This is a genomic window from Streptomyces sp. NPDC001220 (genome assembly GCF_053597895.1).
On record NZ_JBSFJE010000002.1, the window covers coordinates 242,040 to 263,840 of the forward strand.

At 71.0% G+C, this 21,801-nt stretch carries 20 protein-coding genes; 12 read left to right on the forward strand and 8 right to left on the reverse strand.

Going from position 1 to position 21,801, the window contains the following annotated elements; genetic code table 11:
* Positions 1 to 6: 6 nt before the first annotated feature.
* Positions 7 to 201: a hypothetical protein gene (locus tag ACWDGI_RS05655; RefSeq protein ID WP_123976981.1), complete on the reverse strand. Its 195-nt coding sequence runs from the start codon at positions 199 to 201 to the stop codon at positions 7 to 9.
* Positions 202 to 663: 462 nt separating this feature from the next.
* Between ACWDGI_RS05655 and ACWDGI_RS05660 the strand changes: the two genes are divergently transcribed.
* Positions 664 to 1,785: an acyltransferase family protein gene (locus ACWDGI_RS05660; protein ID WP_450755665.1), complete on the forward strand. Its 1,122-nt coding sequence runs from the start codon at positions 664 to 666 to the stop codon at positions 1,783 to 1,785.
* Positions 1,786 to 1,791: 6 nt separating this feature from the next.
* Here ACWDGI_RS05660 and ACWDGI_RS05665 read toward each other — a convergent pair whose 3' ends face one another.
* Positions 1,792 to 2,244, reverse strand: coding sequence for an HD domain-containing protein (locus ACWDGI_RS05665; RefSeq protein WP_450755667.1), 453 nt, complete (start codon positions 2,242 to 2,244; stop codon positions 1,792 to 1,794).
* Positions 2,245 to 2,489: 245 nt separating this feature from the next.
* Positions 2,490 to 3,653, reverse strand: coding sequence for a PP2C family protein-serine/threonine phosphatase (locus tag ACWDGI_RS05670; RefSeq protein ID WP_450755669.1), 1,164 nt, complete (start codon positions 3,651 to 3,653; stop codon positions 2,490 to 2,492).
* 175 nt (positions 3,654 to 3,828) lie between these two features.
* Here ACWDGI_RS05670 and ACWDGI_RS05675 point away from each other — a divergent pair, with 175 nt between their 5' ends.
* Entirely contained in the window at positions 3,829 to 5,070 is a 1,242-nt protein-coding gene (locus ACWDGI_RS05675) for a GNAT family N-acetyltransferase (RefSeq protein WP_450755671.1), read from the forward strand.
* Between the two features lie 22 nt (positions 5,071 to 5,092).
* Here ACWDGI_RS05675 and ACWDGI_RS05680 read toward each other — a convergent pair whose 3' ends face one another.
* Positions 5,093 to 5,896 carry an Fpg/Nei family DNA glycosylase gene (locus tag ACWDGI_RS05680; protein WP_450755673.1) on the reverse strand — a complete coding sequence of 268 codons (804 nt, stop codon included), beginning with the start codon at positions 5,894 to 5,896 and terminating at the stop codon, positions 5,093 to 5,095.
* A gap of 404 nt (positions 5,897 to 6,300) precedes the next feature.
* Positions 6,301 to 6,786 carry a ribose-5-phosphate isomerase gene (locus tag ACWDGI_RS05685; RefSeq protein ID WP_450755675.1) on the reverse strand — a complete coding sequence of 162 codons (486 nt, stop codon included), beginning with the start codon at positions 6,784 to 6,786 and terminating at the stop codon, positions 6,301 to 6,303.
* A 216-nt stretch (positions 6,787 to 7,002) separates the two neighbouring features.
* On the opposite strand from ACWDGI_RS05685, the gene ACWDGI_RS05690 reads away from it, so the two are divergent.
* On the forward strand, positions 7,003 to 8,481 hold the full coding sequence (locus ACWDGI_RS05690) for an amino acid permease (protein WP_450755677.1): 1,479 nt from the start codon (positions 7,003 to 7,005) through the stop codon (positions 8,479 to 8,481).
* A 12-nt stretch (positions 8,482 to 8,493) separates the two neighbouring features.
* Here the strand turns inward: ACWDGI_RS05690 and ACWDGI_RS05695 are convergent, their stop codons facing one another.
* Positions 8,494 to 10,215 (reverse strand): protein kinase domain-containing protein, encoded by a 1,722-nt coding sequence (locus ACWDGI_RS05695; protein WP_450756487.1) that lies wholly within the window; start codon positions 10,213 to 10,215, stop codon positions 8,494 to 8,496.
* A gap of 282 nt (positions 10,216 to 10,497) precedes the next feature.
* Between ACWDGI_RS05695 and ACWDGI_RS05700 the strand changes: the two genes are divergently transcribed.
* On the forward strand, positions 10,498 to 11,208 hold the full coding sequence (locus tag ACWDGI_RS05700) for an LPXTG cell wall anchor domain-containing protein (RefSeq protein WP_450755679.1): 711 nt from the start codon (positions 10,498 to 10,500) through the stop codon (positions 11,206 to 11,208).
* A 201-nt stretch (positions 11,209 to 11,409) separates the two neighbouring features.
* Here the strand turns inward: ACWDGI_RS05700 and ACWDGI_RS05705 are convergent, their stop codons facing one another.
* The gene (locus ACWDGI_RS05705; RefSeq protein WP_450755681.1) at positions 11,410 to 11,994 is read right to left on the reverse strand and encodes a biotin transporter BioY; all 585 of its coding nucleotides are present in this window, start codon (positions 11,992 to 11,994) and stop codon (positions 11,410 to 11,412) included.
* Between the two features lie 443 nt (positions 11,995 to 12,437).
* Here ACWDGI_RS05705 and ACWDGI_RS05710 point away from each other — a divergent pair, with 443 nt between their 5' ends.
* The 8 genes from ACWDGI_RS05710 to ACWDGI_RS05745 all read left to right on the forward strand — a co-directional run bounded on the left by ACWDGI_RS05710 (position 12,438) and on the right by ACWDGI_RS05745 (position 20,944).
* Positions 12,438 to 13,622: an ROK family protein gene (locus ACWDGI_RS05710; protein WP_450755683.1), complete on the forward strand. Its 1,185-nt coding sequence runs from the start codon at positions 12,438 to 12,440 to the stop codon at positions 13,620 to 13,622.
* A gap of 195 nt (positions 13,623 to 13,817) precedes the next feature.
* Complete coding sequence (locus tag ACWDGI_RS05715) at positions 13,818 to 14,885, forward strand: ABC transporter substrate-binding protein (RefSeq protein ID WP_450755685.1); 1,068 nt, start codon at positions 13,818 to 13,820, stop codon at positions 14,883 to 14,885.
* Complete coding sequence (locus tag ACWDGI_RS05720) at positions 14,882 to 15,724, forward strand: ABC transporter permease (protein ID WP_450755687.1); 843 nt, start codon at positions 14,882 to 14,884, stop codon at positions 15,722 to 15,724. Before ACWDGI_RS05715 ends, ACWDGI_RS05720 begins: the two co-directional genes overlap by 4 nt.
* Positions 15,700 to 16,413, forward strand: a complete 714-nt coding sequence (locus tag ACWDGI_RS05725) for an ABC transporter ATP-binding protein (protein ID WP_450755689.1) — start codon at positions 15,700 to 15,702, stop codon at positions 16,411 to 16,413. The genes ACWDGI_RS05720 and ACWDGI_RS05725 overlap by 25 nt, the downstream gene beginning before the upstream one ends.
* On the forward strand, positions 16,410 to 17,744 hold the full coding sequence (locus tag ACWDGI_RS05730) for an LLM class flavin-dependent oxidoreductase (protein WP_450755691.1): 1,335 nt from the start codon (positions 16,410 to 16,412) through the stop codon (positions 17,742 to 17,744). Before ACWDGI_RS05725 ends, ACWDGI_RS05730 begins: the two co-directional genes overlap by 4 nt.
* A 22-nt stretch (positions 17,745 to 17,766) precedes the next feature.
* Positions 17,767 to 18,660: a TauD/TfdA dioxygenase family protein gene (locus ACWDGI_RS05735; protein ID WP_450755693.1), complete on the forward strand. Its 894-nt coding sequence runs from the start codon at positions 17,767 to 17,769 to the stop codon at positions 18,658 to 18,660.
* 113 nt (positions 18,661 to 18,773) lie between these two features.
* Positions 18,774 to 20,162: an amino acid permease gene (locus ACWDGI_RS05740; protein ID WP_450755695.1), complete on the forward strand. Its 1,389-nt coding sequence runs from the start codon at positions 18,774 to 18,776 to the stop codon at positions 20,160 to 20,162.
* Positions 20,163 to 20,296: 134 nt separating this feature from the next.
* Positions 20,297 to 20,944 carry a superoxide dismutase gene (locus ACWDGI_RS05745; protein WP_450755697.1) on the forward strand — a complete coding sequence of 216 codons (648 nt, stop codon included), beginning with the start codon at positions 20,297 to 20,299 and terminating at the stop codon, positions 20,942 to 20,944.
* 141 nt (positions 20,945 to 21,085) lie between these two features.
* Here ACWDGI_RS05745 and ACWDGI_RS05750 read toward each other — a convergent pair whose 3' ends face one another.
* Entirely contained in the window at positions 21,086 to 21,748 is a 663-nt protein-coding gene (locus ACWDGI_RS05750) for a mycothiol-dependent nitroreductase Rv2466c family protein (RefSeq protein ID WP_450755699.1), read from the reverse strand.
* Between the last annotated feature and the right edge of the window lie 53 nt (positions 21,749 to 21,801).

Sequence of the window (21,801 nt, forward strand, 5' to 3'; positions counted from 1 at the left end):
GCGCGGTCAGAAGCTGATCGAGTTGATGGTCTGCGCTATCGAGTCGAGGAAGCGCTGGATCGAGGGGGCCATCCCGGTCGACGCGAGGAAGAAGCCGAAGAGGACGGCCACGATCGCGGGGCCGGCCTTGATGTTCCCCCCTCTGATCAGCACTACCAGGATGATCGCCAACAGCAGCACCACAGACAGTGAAATGGCCACAACTGATCACGCCCTCGGTCGGTTCCGCTCTCCCGGCCCGGGGGTACGACCCCGCACCCCCGCCAGAACCATCGTGCCACCAACCCGGCCGCACTATGCGGCCCGTGACACAACGTCGACAACTCATCGCCCACCGGCCCCCGCCCGCACAGTAATTCGACGCCCCACCCGGCCTTGGATCCAAGGCAATTGGCCGACTTGGTTTCGGTGTCCACACAACGCCCGCGCAGCCAATTCGAATTGTTGACACAGGCATCACAAGACGGGATCACACGCTGGCGTTATGCACCAATTAGTCAGGATGAATAGGGACATCACGGGTGTAAGTGCCCCATGAAACCGCATGGCCACAGGAGTCGACCCGGGTAAATAGACCGGCGGTTCACAAGAGATCACGGAAGATATCCAGCATTCACTTCGGCGGTTTCACGAAATCCCACAGGCGACGCTAGGGTGCCTCAGATGTTTGCCGCCGCCACGTCCCCCGGCCAGAACCCAGCACCGCGTCCCCCGGCCCGGCCGCCGGCGGACAGACAGCGCGACGCGTTCTTCGACAACGCCAAGTACCTGGCGATCGTGCTCGTCGCGATGGGCCACTCCTGGGAGCCGCTGAAGGGCGACAGCCGCGTCCTGGAGGCGCTGTACTGCGTCGTGTACGCCTTCCACATGCCGGCGTTCATCATCATCTCCGGCTACTTCTCCCGGAATTTCGACATGCGGCCGGACCGGCTGAAGCGGCTGGTCACCGGTGTCGTCGTGCCGTACGTCCTGTTCGAGACCGCCTATTCGCTGTTCCAGCGGTACATCGACCACTCCCCCGGCCAGGACATCAGCCTGCTCGACCCCTGGTACCTGACCTGGTTCCTGTGCGCGCTGTTCGTCTGGCGGCTGACCACGCCGATCTGGCGGGCGGTCCGGCATCCGCTGCCGGTCGCCTTCGTCATCGCGATGCTGGCGTCCGTGTCCCCCACCATCGGTGACGACCTGGACCTCCAGCGGGTCCTGCAGTTCCTGCCCTACTTCGTGCTCGGCCTGTGCCTGCGGCCCGAGCACTTCCGGCTGGTACGCCGGTGGCCGGTGCGGATCGCCGCGGTGCCGGTGTTCGCGGTCGCACTGGCGTTCTCCTGGTGGTCGGTGCCGCGGATGAACACCGCGTGGTTCTACCACCGGGACGCCGCGCAGGAGCTGGGTGTGCCGTGGTGGTGCGGGCCGGTGATGGTGCTCGCGATGTTCGGCTGCTCGATGGTGCTGACGGCCGGCTTCCTGTCCTGGGTACCGGGGCGGCGGATGTGGTTCACGACCCTGGGCGCGGGCACGCTGTACGGCTATCTGCTGCACGGTTTCGTCGTGAAGTACGCCGACCACGCGGGCTGGTTCGACCCGCGGTGGCTGCACCGCCCGCTCGGCGAGATCCTCGTCACCGCGCTCGCCGGCGCCGTTGTCACGCTGCTGTGCTCCGGGCCCGTCCGGCGGGTCTTCCGGTTCGCCATGGAGCCGAGGATGGCGTGGGCGTTCCGCCAGGACCCGGCGGAACTGGCGCGGGGGCGGCAGAGCCGGGAAGCCCGGGAGACGGCCGGCGTGTGATTCCGCCTACGCGGGCAGACCGAGGAGGGCGCGCATCCGTGCGTACTTCTCGGTCAGCCGTTTCCGGGTGTCCTCGTCGAGTACGGCGAGCCGGCCAGGGTCGGCGTTGTGCGCGAGGTCGGCCTGTTTGACGAGGAGCGCGCCCGGGGTGTCGAGGATGCGGCGGGCGTACGCCTCGGGCGGCTCGCCCTGGTGTTTGGTGACGGCGAGGACGATGGCCCTGGTGCGGGCGGTGAGGGGGGCCGCCGCCAGCCAGTCCGCCGTGAGGGCGTGGTCCTCGACGGCGTCGTGCAGCCAGGCGGCGGCGATCTGCTCCGGGTCGCCGCCGCGGACGCGGACGCCTTCGGCGACGGCGGCGAGGTGCTCGGCGTAGGGGCGGCCGGCCTTGTCGGTCTGCGCGGCGTGCGCGGCCCGGGCGAGCGCCTCCACCTCGGGGAGGGAGAGCGGGGTCGGGGTCACGGTGCGAGTATCCCGTGGCGTGGGTGGGGGTGGGGACGCTTACCGGCGCTTGCGGGGTGCCGCCTGCGCCCACCCGTGCCGCCTGGGCACCTCCCAGGCCCTTGAGGCACTGGGGGAGGCACGCCTGCCCGCGGCTATGTGAGACACGGCTGGGGAGCGCCCCGTCAGGGGCGCGGGGAACTGCGCGATCGGCCCCCGCGCACCCGCAGCCGCCGACGGTCCGCAACCGCGCCCCCGGTCCGCGCTCATCGCACCGCCTCCCGGCAGATCAGGAGCAGCGCGCGGTCGTCGTTCACGTCCCTCGCGACCGCCTCGATCAGGTGCCACGCCGCCCCGTGGAAGCCGCCGGCGACATAGCGGTCGGCCTCTCCCGTGAGGCGGTCGATGCCCTCCACGATGTCCCGGTCCGACGTCTCCACCAGGCCGTCCGTGAAGAGCATCAGGACGTCACCCGGGCGCAGCGACCCCTTGACCGAGTCGAACTGCGCGCCGTCGTAGACGCCCAGGAGCGGACCCTCCGCGGCCTTCTCCTCCCAGCGGCCGCTGCCCGCGCTGAGCTGGAGGCCCGGGGGGTGGCCGGCGGAGTAGAGCTCGTAGTCGCCGGAGTCCAGGTCGAGGACCAGGTGGATCGAGGTGGCGAAGCCCTCGTCCCAGTCCTGGCGGAGGAGGTATCCGTTGGCGGCGGTGAGGAAGGCGTGCGGGGGCAGGGACCCCAGCAAGCCGCCGAACGCACCGGACAGCAGCAGGGCGCGGGACGCCGCGTCCATGCCCTTGCCGGAGACGTCCGTGAGGACGACCTCCATCGTGCGCCCGTTGTTCGTGCGGGCCGCGACCACGAAGTCGCCGGAGAAGGACTGCCCGCCGGCCGGCCGCAGGGCCATCTCGCGGTGCCAGCCCGGCGGCAGCTTCGGCAGCTTGCTCTGCACCCGGATGCGTTCGCGCAGGTCGAAGAGCATGGTGCCGCCGCGCCGCCAGGGCACGCCGACCCGGCTGCGGAACTGGGCGGTGAGCAGGCCGAAGAAACCGCAGGCGGCGACGACGAGGACCACGCCGGGGGTGACCCGGGAGGGGCCCTCGGTGTAGGGGCCGAGCCGTACCGACTCCACGATCAGTGCCGTCGCCCCTGCCGCGTACAGGCCGAGCAGGCTCGCCGGGCGCAGCAGCAGGCCGCCCGCGATGATCGGCAGGACCAGGGAGGCCGGCGAGAACCACACCGAGTTGGCGAGGGTCATGGCGGCGAGGACCGGGACGGTCAGCAGGAGTCCGGCGAGCGCGATCCAGTCGGAACCGTCGCCGCGGAAGTAGTCCACGGCGCTTCTGCGCAGGCCGACGCGGACCCGGTGCCACTGCATCTTCCACCGGGCCGTAAGCGTCTCGGCCTTTCCGCGCCGCTCTCGGTCTACAGCCATTAGTTCGGGACCCTATCCATCGGACCAGCTGCTTGGCACGGGAGGTCCCACTTGTCCCCCGTCCGAGGCTCACCTGTGAGTGCGACTTCACAGTGAACTTCACCGGGAGCCCCCGCGTCGCCGTCCGGGAGAAATTCGCTGGCTCGTCCCGCATTGCCCCTGGTAGGCATGGCGTATGGCGACCGACCGTACGACCGAGTTGAAGGTGCTGCGTGCCGAGGAGTTCGACGGGTGGTGGGACCATCTGATACGGGCCTTCGGGGCCGGACCGGCGTCGGCCGAGGAGCGTGAGCTTGACCGCTCCCTCACGGAGTTCGAGCGTTCGCTGGCCGCCTGGGACGGGGCCGAACTCGTCGGGACGGGCGGGGCGTTCAGCTTCCGGATGAGCGTGCCGGGCGGCGCCGTGCTGCCGGTGGCGGGCGTCACCATGGTGAGCGTGTCCGCGACGCACCGGCGGCGCGGGGTGCTGACCGCGATGATGCGGCGCCAGCTGGACGACGTACGGGAGCGGGGCGAGGTGCTCGCCGCGCTGACCGCCTCCGAGCCGGCGATCTACGGCCGCTTCGGGTACGACACCGCGGTCCAGCAGTTGCAGGCCGAGATCGACACGAGCCGGGTGACGCTGGCCGTGCCGGCCGGCACCGACGACGTGCGGCTGCGCTACGCCAGGCCGGCCGACGTGCTCGACGCGTGCGAGGCGGTGTACGCGGAGCTGGTCCCGCTGCGCCCCGGGATGCTGGCCCGGCAGCCCGGCTGGGAGCGGGCGGCGCTGGTGGACCCGGAGAGCGACCGGGACGGGGCGTCGGCGCTGCAGTGCGTGGTCGCCGAGCGGGACGGGCGGGTCACCGGGTACGCCCGGTTCCGTACCAAGCTGGGCTGGTCGCCGAGCGGACACGACGGCACGGTGGCGCTGCAGGACCTGGCCGCGGTGGACGCGGCGAGCGACGCGGCGCTGTGGCGGTTCCTGTTCGGCATCGACCTGATGTCGAAGCTGACGCTGCGGGGGCGGCCGGTCGACGACGCCTGGCAGTACCTGGTCTCCGACATCCGGCGCTGTCTGACGCGGGTGCGGGACATGGGGTACCTCCGTCTCGTCGACGTCGGCAGGGCGCTCGCGGCGCGGACCTATCAGGCGCCGGTGGACGTGGTGCTGGAGGTGACGGACGTCTTCTGCCCCTGGAACGAGGGGCGTTGGCGGCTGACCGGCGACGCCAAGGGCGCGTCCTGCGAACGTACGACGGACCCGGCCGAACTCGCCCTGTCCGTACGGGAGCTGGCGGCGGCGTACCTCGGTGGCGTGTCCCTGGTGTCGCTGGCCCGGGCGGGCCGGGTGCGGGAGCTGCGGCCGGGGGCGCTGGCCGAGGCGTCGACGGCGTTCGGGTCGGCGGCGCTGCCGTGGCTGCCGCACGGTTTCTAGTGCGCCCTCCGGTGGGCGCCGCTCAGCGGTTCTGACAGCGGGGGCACCAGAAGAGGTTGCGGGCGGCGAGGTCCGCGGTGCGGATCCCGGTGCCGCAGATGTGACAGGGCAGGGTGGCCCGGCGGTAGACGTACACCTCGCCGCCGTGGTCGTCGACGCGCGGCGGGCGGCCCATCGCCTCCGGGGTGTGCTCGGGGCGGACGGTGTCGATCCGGTTGTTCCGCACGCCTTCGTGCATGAGCGCGACGAGATCGGCCCAGACGGCGTCCCACTCGGCCGGCCCGATCTCCTTCCCGGCGCGGTAGGGATCGATTCCGTGCCGGAACAGCACCTCGGCGCGGTAGACGTTGCCGACCCCCGCGATGACCTTCTGATCCATCAGCAGCGCGGCGACGGTCGTACGGCTGCGGGAGATCTTCCGGTACGCGACGCTCGGGTCGGCGTCGGCACGGAGCGGATCCGGACCGAGCCGGGCGTGTACGGCGTTCTTCTCCGCGTCGGTGATCAGGGCGCAGGTGGTGGGGCCGCGCAGGTCGACGTACGAGGTGGCGTCGGCGAGGCGGAGCCGGACGGTGTCGGTGGCCGGGGGCGCGGGGGCGTCGCCGAAGGTGACCTTGCCGAAGAGGCCGAGGTGGATGTGGACCCAGTCGCTGTCCCGGAAGCCCAGGAAGAGGTGCTTGCCGTGGGCTTCGGTACGGGTGAGGGGGGCGCCGTCGACCAGCTGGGCGGCGTCGGAGAACTTGCCCTGCGGACTGCTGACCCGCACGGGTCCGGTGAGCCGCCGGTAGTCCAGCGCGAGCCGGTGGATCGTGTGCCCTTCCGGCACGAAAGCCATTCCTTTCCCACCCACCCACCCGACTCGCTCAGTGGAGAGCAGACGTCGAGAGGACAGGCGATCCCGAGGGAACGAGGACGCCCCGTCGGAGGCGCCAGGAGCAGTGGCCCGTCCGGGGGCTGAGAGTGTGCCCCGTCGGAGGCGCCAGGAGCAGTGGCCCGTCCGGGGGCTGAGAGTGTGCCCCGTCGGAGGCGCCAGGGGCAGTGGCCCGTCCGGGGGCTGCGGGTGCCCCGTCGGAGGCGGGACGGGGAGCGGCCCGTAGGGGGCGCGGGGCTGTGTTGGTTCGCGGCTCCGCCGCGTGGGCGCGATCAGCCCGGGCCGGGCCGCAACCGTGCAGCCGCCGCCCGGCCCGGCCTCACCTCACGGCGGGCCGAATCGGGCGGCCGGCGACAGTATTACGGCTGGGGGTGGTGCGCCGGGATGGGCGGGAGGGTGCCCGTCGTCTCGTACTCCGTCAGCATGTCGATGCGGCGGACATGGCGCTCACCCTGCGAGAACGGCGTGTTCAGGAAGGTCTCGACGAACTTCGTCGCCTCTTCCTGCGTGTGCATCCGCGCCCCCACCGCGACGACGTTCGCGTTGTTGTGCTGCCGGCCGAGCGACGCGGTCTCCTCGCTCCAGGCGAGCGCCGCCCGCACGCCCTTCACCTTGTTCGCGGCGATCTGCTCGCCGTTGCCGGAGCCGCCGATCACGATGCCGAGGGACTCCGGGTCCGCCGCCGTCCGCTCGGCCGCACGGAGGCAGAAGGGCGGGTAGTCGTCCTGGGCGTCGTAGATGTGGGGGCCGCAGTCGACGGGGTCGTGGCCCGCTTCCTTCAGCCACTCGACGAGGTGGTTCTTGAGTTCGAAGCCCGCATGGTCGGAGCCGAGATACACGCGCATGGGATGAGTGTGACATGGCCGTAAACGTGCGGCAGTACGGGGGCCACGCCCCGGAAAGTGTGAGTAACACTACAGAACCTCAGGAAAACCTCAAGTAACGATCTGGAATCAAAGGTTCAGGAATTCACCAGCCTCCGTTTCACTGGACCAACTCGTACGCCGCTCGTACGGGACCCCCGCTCACCCCCGCTCAACGGCGCAAAGGAATTCCCCCCCATGACTTCGCAGCCGACCACGACTGCCCCGCCCCCGGCCGGCGATCCCGGCAACGGCAACGGTCTGCACGCAGGACTCAAGAACCGTCATCTGTCGATGATCGCCATCGGCGGCGTCATCGGCGCCGGTCTCTTCGTCGGTTCCAGTTCGGGTATCGCCACCGCAGGGCCCGGCATCCTCTTGTCGTACGCCCTCGTCGGCACCCTCGTCGTCCTGGTGATGCGGATGCTCGGCGAGATGTCCGCCGCCAATCCGACCTCCGGTTCGTTCTCCGCGCACGCGGACCGCGCGCTCGGCCGCTGGGCCGGGTTCTCCATCGGCTGGCTGTACTGGTTCTTCTGGGTCGTGGTGCTGGCGGTGGAGGCCACCGCCGGCGCCAAGATCCTGGAGGGCTGGATCCCGGCCGTCCCCCAGTGGGGCTGGGCGCTCATCGTGATGGTGGTCCTCACCGCCACCAACCTGGTCTCGGTCGGCTCGTACGGCGAGTTCGAGTTCTGGTTCGCCGGGATCAAGGTCGTCGCGATCGGCGCGTTCATCGTCGTCGGCCTGCTGGCCGTCTTCGGTGTGCTGCCCGGCGTGCACGCGGACAAGGCGAGTTTCGCCAACCTCACCGACCACGGCGGTTTCCTGCCCCACGGGCCCGGCGCCATCCTCACCGGTGTGCTGCTGGTCGTCTTCTCCTTCATGGGCAGCGAGATCGCCACCCTGGCCGCCGGCGAGTCCGAGAACCCGCAGCGCGCGGTCACCAAGTCGACGAACAGCATCATCTGGCGGATCGGCGTCTTCTACCTCGGCTCGATCCTCATCGTCGTCGCGCTGCTGCCCTGGAACGACCCGTCGATCAAGGAGAAGGGCTCGTACGTCGCCGCCCTCGACTCCCTCGGCATCGCACACGCCGGCGAGATCATGAACTTCATCGTGCTGACCTCGGTGCTGTCCTGTCTCAACTCCGGCCTGTACACGGCCTCCCGGATGGCGTTCTCGCTCGGACAGCGCGGCGACGCGCCGAAGGCGTTCGCCCGGACCACCTCCCGCGGCGTGCCGATGGCCGCGATCGTCGCCTCCGTCGTCTTCGGGTTCGTCGCCGTCTTCTTCAACTACCGGTTCCCGGACTCCGTCTTCCTCTTCCTCGTCAACTCCTCCGGTGCGGTGGCCCTGTTCGTCTGGCTGGTCATCTGCTTCTCGCAGCTGCGCATGCGGAAGATCATCCAGGCCGAGGCACCGGAGAAGCTCGTCGTGAAGATGTGGCTGTACCCGTACCTGACCTGGGCGACGGCCGGTCTGATCGTGTTCGTCCTGGGCTACATGCTGACCGACACGGAGGGCGAGAGCAGCGGCCGTACGACCGTGCTGCTGTCCTTGCTCGTCGCGGCGCTCGTGATCGCCGTCGCCGTGGTGAAGCAGAAGCTCACGGGGAACCGCGTGGCGGCGACCGCCGCCGAGGCGGGCGAGCCCGCCGACAAGGTGTCCGTCGGCTGAGCCGACCACCGGTCACAGGAGGGTGAAGCCCTCCTTGACCTGCTCGTACGTCTGCACGGCCTGGGCTTCGATCGCCGGCTGGTACCAGGTGTTGATCTGGTACGACTTGCCGTCGGCGTCGAAGCCCAGCAGCCGTGCGTGCCAGCGGACGCCCTTGAGGGAGAAGGTGTACTCCCAGACCACCGCCGGGTAGCCGCGGAACCTCGTCTCGACCAGCCGGATCTTGCTGTAGTCCTGGCCCTGGTGGGCGCTGCGTTCGGAGGCGCTCCAGCTGTCCATGAGGTCACCGCGGGCCAGGGAGGACTTGGCGACGAGTTCCTGGCTGCCGTCGGGGGAGGTGTAGTGCACCTCGGCGCCGGTCTTCACGTCCCTGCGCCAGCCCTTCGGGGTCACCCAGGCGAAGCCGCCGGCCTCCTCGTGGGCGCCGGGCGGGAGGCTGCGGGGGCGGGCGGTGCCGGCCACGGTCGCCGACGGCGAGGTTGTGGCCGAGGGGGTTGAAGAGGCGCCGGTCGCTGTGTCCTTGTCGCCGCCGCCTGTTGTGGTGGTGAGGAGGACGGCGAGGGCGGTGGCTACCGCGGCGGTTCCCAGTACGGCCAGGAGAGTTGTGCGTTTGGGGGCTTTGCGCGGGTGGGTCGCCGCGGGTTCGTGGGGGCTGGGCGCGCCGTTCCCCGCGCCCCTGTCGGGGCGCTGCAAGGTCGGGACCGCTGAATTGCTGGGCGGTGTCTCCGAGCGGACCTCTGAGCGTTGCGTCGCCGCCTCCGTCGAAGCGCTCGTCGGCGGGGACGTCCGCACCTCCGTCGGGTGGGGCTGCGGGCGTTCGTCCTCCGGCTCCGGAATGCGCGGCTTCGTCAGGTCCACGTACGCCGGGGTCGGGCGCTCCGCTGGGGCCGGGGCCGGGGCCGGGGCCGGGCAGGTCTGCGTCGGGGTCCGGGGTGGGTATGCCACCGGGCGCAGGGTCTGTTCGACCTCCGCCAGGCCGGGCCGGGCCGTCGGTTCCTTCGCCAGCAGTGCCGCCAGCAGGTCGTGCAACGGGCCTGCCGCCGCGGGAAGTTCGGGCTCCTCGTAGAGGACCGCGTGCAGCGTGGCCAGGGTCGTGTCGCGGGAGAAGGGGGAGCGGCCGCCGAGGGCCGCGCACAGGGTCGCGCCGAGCGACCAGACGTCGGACGGCGGGCCCTGCGGGCGCCCGGAGATCCGCTCGGGTGCCATGTAGTCGGGGGAGCCGACGAGCATGCCGACCATGGTGAGCGCCTTGGCGTCCTGGATCGCCGCGATGCCGAAGTCGGTGAGCACGACCCGGCCGGCGGTGTTCTCGACCAGGACGTTCCCGGGTTTGATGTCGCGGTGCAGCACTCCCCCGGCGTGCACCTGGCGCAGCGCGGCGACCAGGCCGAGGCCGATCCGGGCCGCGGCGCGCGGGCTCAGCGCCCCCTCCTCGGCCATGATCCACTCGAGGGAGCGGCCGTTGACCAGCTCCATGACGATCCACAGGCGTTCGCCCTCGTCGACGACGTCGTAGACCCGTACGACGTTGGGGTGGTCGATCCGGGCGGTGGCCCTGGCCTCGCGCAGGGTGCGTTCACGGCGGGTGCGGGTGTCCTCGGCGTCGAGGCCGTCGATCCGCATCTCCTTGACGGCGACCTGCCGGTCGAGCGTCTCGTCGGCGGCCCGCCACACCCGCCCCATTCCCCCCTGCCCGATGCTTTCGGCCAGCCGGTAGCGGCCGGTCACCAGCAGCCCCGGCACACCACCGCGCCCCGCGCTCTCCGCGTTCCCTGGGCCAACCGCGTTCCCTGGACCACCGGAATTACCTGGACCAACGGAATTCCCCGCGCTCCCTGGAATCCCTGGACTCCCTGAATTCTCCGGCAATTCGCTGCACCCCCTCAACGACCGCCCCTGCTGACACACAATGGTCACACTTACGGCCGTACCAGCATAGTGCGGAGAAATCTTGTGGTACCTCTTCAAGTGACCGCGAATTCAGGCGCGGTCCAGGGGGTCGCAAGGGGGACGAACATGAGTTCTCGTCGTATGGCAGTCGTCGCGGGATCGCTGGTCACGGCATCTTTCTCGGCCGTGATGATCCTCCCGTCAACGGCGGCCGCCGATGACCAGGGACCGGCAAGCGGCAAGGGGGGAAAGGCGGTTGACCAGGCACCGGCGGGTGTGCGGCTGACGACCACGCTGCCCGGGAGGATCTCGGTCGACAACAGTTCGCAGAAAACGGCGATCACCGCCACGGTAAAGAACGAGGGAACCAAGGACAGTGCCGACATCAAACTTCTGGTGGTCGGTTTCGACGGCCTGAAAGTCACGAACGTGCAGGGCTGCGACGCCCTCGCGGCGAAGGATCTGCCGGCCGGTTCGAACAGCGGCTTCAGTTGCCCGGTCGGCACGCTCGGCGCGGGCAAGTCGAAGTCGTACCCGGTGGACGCCACGTTCGACCTGGGCAGGACCGGGAAGATCTGTCTGCCCGTGCAGAGCGCGGACGGGGAGAAGACCTTCTGGCAGCAGGGCCCGGTGCCGTTCGGTACGACGAACCCGTCGCCGAACGCCCCGGCCACCCCGCTGCTGCTGGGCACCGACAACAAGCCGGTGGGGCCGGGCGGCGACCAGCTGCCGAAGACCGGGGCGGGCGGTGACGTGCTGCCGCTCGGCGCGGCCGGCGCGGCGCTGATCGCGGCCGGGGCGGCGGGCGTGTGGTGGTCGCGGCGGCGGACCTGCTGAGCGGGACACCCACGGGAAGGGGCCCGGGGCGCGTGCGCGCCCCGGGCCCCTTCCCGTATCCGGTGCCGTCAGCCTCTGCCGGCCGTCGGTGCCGTCAGTTCATGTCGGCCGTCGGTGCCGTCAGTTCATGCCGGCCGTTCGGTGCCGTCAGTTCATGCCGGCCGTTCGGCGCCGTCAGTTCATGTCGGCCGTTCGGCGCCGTCAGCTCTTGTCGGCGAGCTTCCAGGCGGCCGGCAGCGCGCCCATCGCCAGGGCCGCCTTCACCGCGTCGCCGATCAGGAACGGGGTGAGGCCGGCGGCGATCGCCGCGGACGCGGACAGGTGGGCGGCGTAGGCCAGGTACGGCACACCGATCGCGTAGATGATCGCCTCGCCGAGCAGCATCGTGCCCGCCATCCGCAGCACGTTGCGGTCGGCACCGCGGCGGGCCAGGGAGCCCACGACGGCGGAGGCGAGCATCATGCCGAGGATGTAGCCGAAGGAGACGGAGACCCCGGAGGTGCCGCTCGCGAACCACGGCACGCCCGCCAGACCCGCCAGCGCGTACAGGGCGAGGGAGAGCAGACCGCGGCGGGCGCCGAGGGCGGTGCCGACGAGCAGGGCCGCGAAGGTCTGGCCGGTGACCGGGACCGGGGAGCCCGGCACCGGGACGGCGATCTGGGCGGCGAGGCCGGTGAGCGCGGCGCCGCCGACCACGAGGGCCACGTCGCGCACCCGGGACGCGGGCAGGAGGTCGGCGAGGACGGTGCCGGTGCGGGGCGACGCGGCTGCGGTGGCGGTGCTCATGGGGACTCCGCGAGGTGAGGGTGGGCAGACAAGCAGGGAACACCGTGACGCTATCCCGGCCCGCCTGAGCCGAACACGTCAGCGATCGACAAAGGCCGGAACGGGCGCTTGGTGGGCTCCCCACAAAGGATGCGGGCTACACACGGTTTGAGGTGACGCCGATCACTGAGGCAGAGATGTTTCAGTCACGTCAACGGCGTTGAACAGGCCTGTGGAGTTCCACCAATCGAATCCTAGTGGTCTGGTGGGATTCCGGGTCGCTGGCCTACGCTTTCGGACATGGTCGCCCAGTCCCGGAACTTCACGTCGCGTCGCTATGTCGACCTGCGACGGCAAGGGGCTGCCACCTGTCGCCGCCCGGTCTGAGGCCGCGTGGCAGGGACCGGACCCGGCGCGCCTCACCCTCCGAGACGTGTCGGCCCCCGTTCCCGAGGACGGTTCCCATGCCCCGTACCGCGGCACCCCCGCTCATCTCTCCCCCCGGCGACCGCCGGCGGGCCAGCGCCAGCGTGATCCTGCGGTCGGTGCTGGAGCACGGACCGGTGGCCCGCTCCACCATCGCCCGGCTGACCGGGCTCTCCCCGGCCTCCGTCACCGACTACTGCGCCCGGTTCACCGAACTCGGCCTGATCCGCGAGGCGCAGGCGCCGCGCCGGGCCGGCGGGGTGGGGCGCCCGCATGTCCCCGTCGACCTGGACGACTCGCGGTTCGTGGTCGGCGGGGTGCACGTGGCCGTGCCGTACACCACGGTCGCCCTGCTCGACCTGCGCGGACGGGTGCTCGTACGGCGGGAGTTGAAGCACCGGGACATCGAGCCGCGCGGGGTGCTGGAGCGGGCCGCCGCCGGGCTGGCCGCGCTGCTCGACGGGGTGCCGGGCAGCCGGCCGCTGGGCGTCGGGGTCGCGGTCGGCGGCTGGGTGGACCGGGACTCCGGGACCGTCGTCGAGCACCCGCTGCTGGGCTGGCGTGAGGTGCCGGTGCGGGAGCTGCTCGGCGCGGGCACCGGGCTGCCGGTCCATGTGGACGGGCACGCCCGGGCGTTGGTCAACGGGGAGCGGCTCTTCGGGCGGGCCCGGGGCAGCCGGAGCGTGCTGCATCTGTTCGTCGGGAACGTGGTCGACGCGGCCTTCGCCACCGGCGACGAGGTGCACCACGGCCCGCGCTCGCAGGCGGGCACGATCGCCCATCTCCCGGTGCCGGGCGGCACCGAGTCGTGCGGCTGCGGGCGCACCGGCTGCCTGCAGGTGGAGCTGAGCGAGCGGACGCTGGTGCGCCGGGCCCGGGCGGCCGGGGTCGTCGACGGCGTCAATCCGATGGACGTCCTCGCCGCGGCCGGCGCCGGTGACCCGGTGGCGGCGCGGCTGCTGGTGGAGCGGGCGCGGCTGACCGGGCGGGCGGCGGGGCTGCTGCTCGACGTGCTCAACCCGGAGAGCGTGGTGGTCACCGAGGTCGGCGTACTGAACCGCGAGGACTGCCTGGCCGCGCTGCGGGAGGCGGTCGGGCCGGAGCGGGCGGCCGTGGTCGCGCCGACCAGTTTCGGGGACTCCGTGCTGGCGGTGGCGGGCGGTTCGGTGGTCCTGGACGTGCTGTACCGGGACCCGTTGAGCGCGTCACCACGGCTTATTTAATTCAGAAACTCGGAATGTTGACAGCCGTCGTCCACGGCAAGGAGCATCCTTCTCATGACCTGTCGCACCCTCTGTTGCTGACGTCTTGACGCGCCCCGGGCGCGCATTTCCCTCTGCGTGAGATCTCTCTCTCCGGCCTTCCGTCGCCGGGAATTCGCCCTGCCTTTCTGCTGCTTTTCTCCCCGGAGCACTCCCATGCCTTCTGCGTCCTCCTCCGGCATCGACCGCCGGCTCTTCCTCACCTCACTGCTCGGCGCCTCGGCTGCCGTGGCCGGGCTGAGCGGCTGCGCGGGCGGCAGTGCCTCCGCCGACACCGCGGGCGCCTCGACCGCTCCGCTGGCCGACAAGGTGCCGTCCGGCACCAGCCTGAAGATCGCCTCGTATCTGAACACCCAGCAGTTGCAGTTCAAGCTGGCGAAACTGCCGGCACTGCCGTTCACGGTGTCGAGCTGGCTGAACATCGGGGCCGGTCCCGATGTCATCAACGCGTTCCGCGCCAAGTCCCTGGACCTCGCGAACAACGCGGGAATTCCGCCGATCCAGGCGCAGTATCAAGGGTTCGCCGCAAAAATCGTGGCGATCAACATCACCCGCAAGCCGAACTACCTGTTCGCCACCAAGCCCGGCAGTGATATCCGCACCGTCGCCGATTTCAAGGGCAAGAAGCTCGCCTTCTCGCAGGGGCAGGCCCAGGGGGTCGTGCTGCTGCGGGCCCTCAAGGAGGCCGGGCTCGCCTACGGCGACGTGAAGCTGGTCCCGCTGACCAGCAACCAGTTCCTCACCGCCCTGCAGTCCGGCCAGGTGGACGTGGCCCCGCTGGCCAACACCCAGGCGCCGGCCTACCTCCAGCAGTACGGCGCGAAGGGCGCCCACACGATCGCCACCGACGTCGTCGACCTGCTCAACCTGCTCTGGGCGCCGCAGGCGGTGCTGAACGACAAGGCCAAGGCGGCCGCGGTCGCCGCGTACATCCCGCAGTGGGCCAAGGGCCTGGTCTGGCAGTGGGAGAACCCGGACACCTGGAACGAGGAGTTCTACGTGAAGACCCAGAACCTGACCCTCGCCCAGGCCCAGGGCATCACGAAGCTGGCCAACAAGCCGTTGTTCCCGCCGAGCTGGGACGAGGCGGTCAAGTGGGAGCAGGAGACCGCCGATCTGCTGGCGGAGGGCGGCTTCGTGAAGAAGACCGACGTCTCCTCGCTCTTCGACCACCGCTTCGAGTCCATCGCCGCGAAGGCCGTACCGGCGGAGTACCGGAAATGACCGCCGTGGCCACCGGCACCGTGCCGGTTCCCGTCGAGGAGGAGGCCCGCCGGGTCCGCCCGCGCCGCCGCCTCTCCCCCGGCCGCCGGCTGCCCGCCGCCCGGCTGGCCGGGCCCCTGGTCCTCCTCGCCGCCTGGGCGATCGCGTCCGCCGCCGGGCAGCTCGACCCGGGCGCCGTCCCGGCGCCGTGGACGGTCCTGGACACCGCCGTCCACCTGTGGACGGCCGGGACGCTGCGCACCGACATCCTGACCTCCGTGGAGCGGGCCGGGTACGGCTTCGCGATCGGACTGACCGCCGGGGTGCTGCTGGCCCTGGCCGCCGGACTCACCCGGACCGGGGAGGCGCTGATCGACGGGACCGTGCAGATCAACCGGGCCATCCCCACCCTCGGTCTGATCCCGCTGTTCATCCTCTGGCTGGGCATCGGCGAGACCTTCAAGATCGCCATCATCGCGATCGTCGTCTACATCCCGGTCTACCTGAACACGCATGCCGCGCTGTCCGCCATCGACAGCCGGTACGTCGAACTCGCCGAGGTCCTGGACCTGTCGAAGCTCCAGTTCATCCGGCAGATCGTGATCCCCGGCGCGCTGCCCGGATTCTTCGTGGGACTCCGGCTCGGTGTCACCGGATCCTGGCTCGGTCTGGTCGTCCTGGAACAGATCAACGCCACCAGCGGCCTCGGCTACATGATGTTCCAGGCCCAGAACTACGGCCGCAGCGACATCATCCTGGTCGGCCTGCTGATCTACGGCGTCTTCGGCCTCGTCTCCGACACCGTGGTCCGTGGCATCGAACGGAGGGTGCTGTCATGGCGCCGCACACTGAGCAGCTGACCCGCCCCGCCGTCCGGCTCCGGGGGCTGACCCGGTCGTTCGGGGGCCGTACGGTCCTCGACGACATCGACCTCGACCTGCCCGCCGGGCAGTTCACCGCCCTGCTCGGACACAGCGGCTCCGGCAAGAGCACCCTGCTGCGGGCGGTCGCCGGACTCGACCACGGGGTCGCGGGGACCGGTGAACTCACCGCTCCGGAACGGGTGTCGGTGGTCTTCCAGGACTCCCGGCTGCTGCCCTGGCGCCGGGTGCTGGACAACGTGGTGCTGGGACTGGACGGCAAGGACGCCGACGCGAAGGGCCGCTCCGCGCTCGAAGAGGTCGGCCTCGGCGGCCGGGAGCGGGCCTGGCCGGGCGAGTTGTCCGGCGGTGAGGCGCAGCGCGCCGCGCTCGCCCGCTCCCTGGTCCGGGAGCCCGAACTGCTCCTCGCCGACGAGCCGTTCGGCGCGCTCGACGCGCTCACCCGCATCAAGATGCACCACCTGCTGCGCGAGCTGTGGCGGCGGCACCGGCCGTCCGTGCTGCTCGTCACCCACGACGTCGACGAGGCGATCGTCCTCGCCGACCGCGTCCTGGTCCTGGAGAACGGCCGGATCGGCCTGGACCTGACCGTCGACCGCACCCAGCCCGGCGCCCTCTATCGGAAGCAGCTGCTCACCGCCCTCGGTGTCACGGAGGACCCCGCATGACCCGCCCGCTCCACCTCAACGCCTTCCTGATGAACACCGGTCACCACGAGGCCTCCTGGCGCCTCCCGGAGAGCGACCCCCACGCACACACCGACCTCGCGCACTACGTAAGGCTGGCCAGGACCGCCGAGCGCGGCACCTTCGACTCGCTGTTCCTCGCCGACGGCCCGCACCTGTGGGGCAGTGTCGAGCAGCGGCCCTCCGGGGCGCTCGAACCCCTCACCCTGCTGACCGCGCTGGCCACCGCCACCGAGCACATCGGTCTGATCGCCACCGCCTCCACCTCCTACAACTCGCCCTACAACCTGGCCCGCAGGTTCGCCTCCCTGGACATCGTCAGCGGCGGCCGGGCGGGCTGGAACATCGTCACCACGGCGGGGGCGGAGGCGGCCCGCAACTTCGGTCTGGACGCGGAGCCCGCGCACGCCGAGCGGTACGCCCGGGCCGCCGACTTCCTCGACGTGGCCCTGAAGCTCTGGGACAGCTGGGAGGACGACGCGATCGTCGCCGACAAGGCGGCCGGCGTCTGGGGCGACGACGCGAAGATCCACCCGCCCCGCCACCAGGGGCCGTACTTCAGCGTCGAGGGCGCTCTCAACGTGCCGCGCTCCCCGCAGGGTTACCCGCTGCTGGTGCAGGCGGGGTCCAGCGAGGACGGCAAGGCGTTCGCGGCCCGGTACGCGGAGGCGGTGTTCACCGCGCAGCAGACCATCGAGGACGCCCGCGCCTTCTACGCCGACCTCAAGGCACGTACGGCCGCGGCGGGCCGGGACCCGGACCACATCAAGGTGCTGCCGGGCATCGTCCCGGTGATCGGCTCGACGGAGGCCGAGGCCCGGGCCAACGAGCAGCTCCTCGAGGACCACATCGTGCACCGGCACGGTGTCGACCGTCTGGAGCGGCTCCTGCAGCTGGCCCCCGGCACCCTGGAGCTGGACGCGCCGCTGCCGGCCGACCTGCCGTCCGAGGACGCCGTCGAAGGGGCCAAGAGCCGCTACACGCTCGTCGTCGAGCTGGCCCGCCGCGAGCGGCTCACCGTACGGCAGCTGATCGGCCGGCTGGGCGGCGGCCGCGGCCATCTGACCTTCGCCGGGACACCCGAGCAGATCGCCGACGCGATCGAGACCTGGTTCACCCAGGGCGCCGCCGACGGCTTCAACATCATGCCGCCGGTGCTGCCCTCCGGCCTGGAGGCCTTCGTCGACCACGTCGTACCGATCCTGCGCGCCCGCTCCTTGCTGCGCGGGGAGTACGGCCCCCGCCGCACCCTGCGGGAGCGCTACGGCCTCCCCCGCCCCGCCAACCAGTACGTCGGCCCCGTGCTCGTCTGAAGCTCATCCGAAAGGAACCGCGATGTCCCTCGAGATCACCAAGATCACCGCGAACATCGGCGCCCGGATCTCCGGCGTCGACATCTCCCGGCCGCTCGGCGCCGAGACCGCCGCCGCGATCCGCGAGGCCCTCAGCACGCACAAGGCGCTCGTCTTCGACGACGTGAACCTCGACGACGACACCCAGCAGGCCTTCGTCCGGCACTTCGGCGAGATCACCACCGCCCATCCGACGGTCTCCTCGATCGCCGGCGTCCCGAACGTCCTCCCGGTCGACAGCGAGCGCGGCCGGGCCGCCAACCACTGGCACACGGACGTGACCTTCGTCCTCAACCCGCCGCAGGCCACCACCCTGCGCTCGGTCACCGTCCCGCCGTACGGCGGCGAGACCCTGATCGCCAGCTCGGCCGCCGCCTACCGCCAGCTCCCCGAGCCCCTGCGCCGGCTGGCGGACACCCTGTGGGCGGAGCACACCAACGACTACGACTACGCCGTACCCGACGAGGAGGTCGACGAGGAGCAGGCCGCCCAGCGCGCCCAGTTCACCTCGATCACCTACCGCACGGTCCACCCGGTGGTCCGCGTCCACCCGCTGACCGGCGAACGCGGTCTGTTCATCGGCGGCTTCGCGCAGCGGATCGCGGGCCTCTCGCCGTCCGAGTCCCGCAAGATCCTCGACCTGCTCCAGGCGTACGTCACCCGGCCGGAGAACATCCTGCGCCACCGCTGGTCGCCGAACCAGCTGGTGATCTTCGACAACCGGATCACCCAGCACTACGCCATCGACAACTACGACGGCCTGCCGCGCCGGCTGCACCGGGTGACCCTCGCCGGTGACGTCCCGGTGGGCACCGAGGGCAAGGAGAGCTACTCGATCGCGGGCGACGCCTCGCACTACACGACCGTGGCCGCGTGACCGCGGTGCGTTAGCGGGGCGTCCGGATGGTGGGCGGCCGCTCCCCGTGAGCGGAGCGGCCGCCCAGACTGTGGGCGTTTTTGCCCATCTCACGCATTGGACGAGCCGCGCCCATGCCGCACCGCACCACCCAGGTCGAGCACCCGCCCGCGCAGGGCGCCGACGCCTCGCTCTCCCACGGCCTCAAGCAGCGCCACCTGTCGATGATCGCCCTGGGGGGTGTCATCGGCGCGGGTCTGTTCGTGGGCTCCGGCGCGGGCATCGCCGCGGCCGGCCCGTCGGTCGTCGTCGCCTACGCCCTCTCCGGCCTGCTGGTCATGCTGGTCATGCGGATGCTGGGCGAGATGTCGGCCGCCCATCCGTCGTCGGGTTCCTTCTCGGCGCACGCGGAACGGGCGATCGGCCCCTGGGCGGGCTTCACGGCGGGCTGGTCCTTCTGGGTCCTCCTCTGCACGGCCGTGGGCCTGGAGGGCATCGGCGCCGCGAAGATCGTGACCGGCTGGCTGCCGGGAACCCCGGAGTGGGCCTGGGTGGCCCTCTTCATGGTCGTCTTCTGTGTCACGAACCTGGCCGCGGTGCGCAACTTCGGCGAGTTCGAGTTCTGGTTCGCGGCGCTGAAAGTCGGCGCGATCAGCCTGTTCCTGATCCTCGGCGTCCTGGCGATCGCCGGCGTGCTCCCGGGCACGGACTCCCCGGGCACCACCCATCTCACCGACTTCCTCCCGAACGGCGGCGAGGGCCTGATCGTCGGCCTGCTCGCCTCGGTCTTCGCCTACGGCGGCCTGGAGACGGTCACCATCGCGGCGGCCGAGTCGGAGGACCCGGTGCGGGGCGTGGCGAGCGCGGTGCGCACCGCCATGTGGCGCATCGCCCTGTTCTACATCGGCTCGATGGCGGTCATCGTCACCCTGGTCCCCTGGGACTCCAAGGAGGTCGTCGAGAAGGGCCCGTACGTCGCCGCCCTCGACCACCTGGGCATCCCCGGCGCCGGCCAGGTGATGAACGTGGTCGTCCTGGTCGCCCTGCTCTCCGCGATGAACGCCAACGTCTACGGCTCCTCGCGCATCGCCCACTCCCTGGTGGCGCGCGGGCAGGGCCCCAGGGCACTGGCCAGGGTCTCCGGCGGCGTACCGCGCCGCGCGGTCCTGACCTCGTGCGTCTTCGGATTCGTCTGTGTCGTGCTCAGCTACTGGCGTCCGGACGACGTCTTCCCCTGGCTGCTCAACATGATCGGCGCGGTGATCCTGGTCGTCTGGGTCTTCATCGCCGTCTCCCAGCTGCTGCTCCGCCGCCGCCTGGAGCGGGAGACCGCGCGGCGGCCGGTCGTCCGGATGTGGGCGTTCCCGTATCTGACGTGGCTGGCGCTGGCCGGCATGACGGCGGTCTTCGTCCTGATGGCCCGTGAGGCGGACACCCGGGTGCAGCTGTACTACACGGGCGGGATGACCGCGGTGCTCGCGGCGGTGGGCTACGTCCGGCAGCGGCGGCGCGCCGGCGCCTGACGCCCCGTTCCCTCCCCCGAGGCCCTCACGTGACGACACGTGGGGGCCTCGTCCGTTGCCCGCACCCGGCTTCTTGTTGCTAACGTGTAGTTGCAAGTTCTTTGCAACAAGAGGTCCGGAGGGGACTCACGCCCATGCCCGTCTACACGCTCCCTGAACTGCCCTACGACTACTCCGCGCTCGCGCCCGTGATCAGCCCCGAGATCATCGAGCTGCACCACGACAAGCACCACGCCGCCTACGTCAAGGGCGCCAACGACACACTGGAGCAGCTCGCGGAGGCACGGGAGAGGGACACCTGGGGCTCGGTCAACGGCCTGCAGAAGAACCTGGCGTTCCACCTGTCCGGCCACATCCTGCACAGCATCTACTGGCAGAACATGACCGGCCCGAAGGACGGCGGCGGCGAGCCGCTGGCCGCCGACGGCGTGGGCGAACTGGCCGACGCGATCACCGAGTCCTTCGGCTCCTTCGCCGGCTTCAAGGCCCAGCTCACCAAGGCCGCCGCCACCACCCAGGGCTCCGGCTGGGGCGTCCTCGCCCTCGAGCCGCTCAGCGGCCGGCTGATCGTCGAGCAGGTCTACGACCACCAGGGCAACGTCGGCCAGGGCTCCACCCCGATCCTGGTCTTCGACGCCTGGGAGCACGCCTTCTACCTCCAGTACCGGAACCAGAAGGTCGACTTCATCGACGCCATGTGGGCCGTCGTCAACTGGCAGGACGTGGCCCGCCGTCACGAGGCGGCGAAGTCCCGCGCGGATGTGCTGCCGCCGGCTCCCTGAGCCACCGGCACGCCCTGCCTCGTGATCGTCTTCTCACCGCTCACGGGGGCAGGCGGAAAAAGAAGGCCCCCGCGAGGACGTGACTCGCGGGGGTCTTCCCGTAGGGGTTCGTCAGGGCGCGGGCCCGCGACCCGACCGGGTCTACAGGTTGCTGAAGTCGGGGCCCTTGGTGCGGGTCCGCTTGATCTCGTAGAAGCCGGGGACCGAGGCGACCGCGAGGGTGCCGTCCCACAGGCGGGCCGCCTCCTCGCCCTTGGGGGCGGGGGTGACGACCGGGCCGAAGAAGGCGATCTGCTCGCCGTCCGGGCCGGGGACCGCGATGACCGGGGTGCCCACGTCCTGGCCGACCTTGTCGATGCCCTCCTTGTGGGAGGCGCGCAGCTCCGCGTCGAACTCGAAGTCCTCCTGCTCGGCGTAGTCGATCAGGTCGGCCGGCAGACCGACGTCCGCGAGCGCGCCCGCGACGGCCTCCACGGTCGGGCCCTCGCCGTTGTTGTGGATACGGGTGCCGAGCGCGGTGTACAGCGGGCCGAGGACGTCGGCGCCGTGCTTCTGCCAGGCCGCGGTGACCACGCGGATCGGCTTCCACGCCTTGGTCTCCAGCAGCTCGCGGTACTCCTCGGGGAGCTCGTCGAGCCTGGGCTCGTTGAGCACCGCGAGGCTCATGATGTGCCAGCGGACCTCGATGTCGCGGACCTTCTCCACTTCCAGGACCCACCGGGAGGTCATCCAGGCCCAGGGACACAGCGGGTCGAACCAGAAGTCGACTGGGGTCTTGCCGGAACTCGTCACGCTCTCGGACATGGTTCTCCTCGGAATACGGTCCTTTTCCAGCCGCAACACCGACACCGGCCACC

Bases quoted from the DNA above. Each gene is read 5' to 3' on its own strand.
- ACWDGI_RS05660 (WP_450755665.1), top strand. From the start codon at position 664: ATGTTTGCCGCCGCCACGTCCCCCGGCCAGAACCCAGCACCGCGTCCC.
- ACWDGI_RS05670 (WP_450755669.1), bottom strand. From the start codon at position 3,653: ATGGCTGTAGACCGAGAGCGGCGCGGAAAGGCCGAGACGCTTACGGCC.
- ACWDGI_RS05675 (WP_450755671.1), top strand. From the start codon at position 3,829: ATGGCGACCGACCGTACGACCGAGTTGAAGGTGCTGCGTGCCGAGGAG.
- ACWDGI_RS05685 (WP_450755675.1), bottom strand. From the start codon at position 6,786: ATGCGCGTGTATCTCGGCTCCGACCATGCGGGCTTCGAACTCAAGAAC.
- ACWDGI_RS05690 (WP_450755677.1), top strand. From the start codon at position 7,003: ATGACTTCGCAGCCGACCACGACTGCCCCGCCCCCGGCCGGCGATCCC.
- ACWDGI_RS05700 (WP_450755679.1), top strand. From the start codon at position 10,498: ATGAGTTCTCGTCGTATGGCAGTCGTCGCGGGATCGCTGGTCACGGCA.
- ACWDGI_RS05705 (WP_450755681.1), bottom strand. From the start codon at position 11,994: ATGAGCACCGCCACCGCAGCCGCGTCGCCCCGCACCGGCACCGTCCTC.
- ACWDGI_RS05710 (WP_450755683.1), top strand. From the start codon at position 12,438: ATGCCCCGTACCGCGGCACCCCCGCTCATCTCTCCCCCCGGCGACCGC.
- ACWDGI_RS05715 (WP_450755685.1), top strand. From the start codon at position 13,818: ATGCCTTCTGCGTCCTCCTCCGGCATCGACCGCCGGCTCTTCCTCACC.
- ACWDGI_RS05720 (WP_450755687.1), top strand. From the start codon at position 14,882: ATGACCGCCGTGGCCACCGGCACCGTGCCGGTTCCCGTCGAGGAGGAG.
- ACWDGI_RS05725 (WP_450755689.1), top strand. From the start codon at position 15,700: ATGGCGCCGCACACTGAGCAGCTGACCCGCCCCGCCGTCCGGCTCCGG.
- ACWDGI_RS05730 (WP_450755691.1), top strand. From the start codon at position 16,410: ATGACCCGCCCGCTCCACCTCAACGCCTTCCTGATGAACACCGGTCAC.
- ACWDGI_RS05735 (WP_450755693.1), top strand. From the start codon at position 17,767: ATGTCCCTCGAGATCACCAAGATCACCGCGAACATCGGCGCCCGGATC.
- ACWDGI_RS05740 (WP_450755695.1), top strand. From the start codon at position 18,774: ATGCCGCACCGCACCACCCAGGTCGAGCACCCGCCCGCGCAGGGCGCC.
- ACWDGI_RS05745 (WP_450755697.1), top strand. From the start codon at position 20,297: ATGCCCGTCTACACGCTCCCTGAACTGCCCTACGACTACTCCGCGCTC.
- ACWDGI_RS05750 (WP_450755699.1), bottom strand. From the start codon at position 21,748: ATGTCCGAGAGCGTGACGAGTTCCGGCAAGACCCCAGTCGACTTCTGG.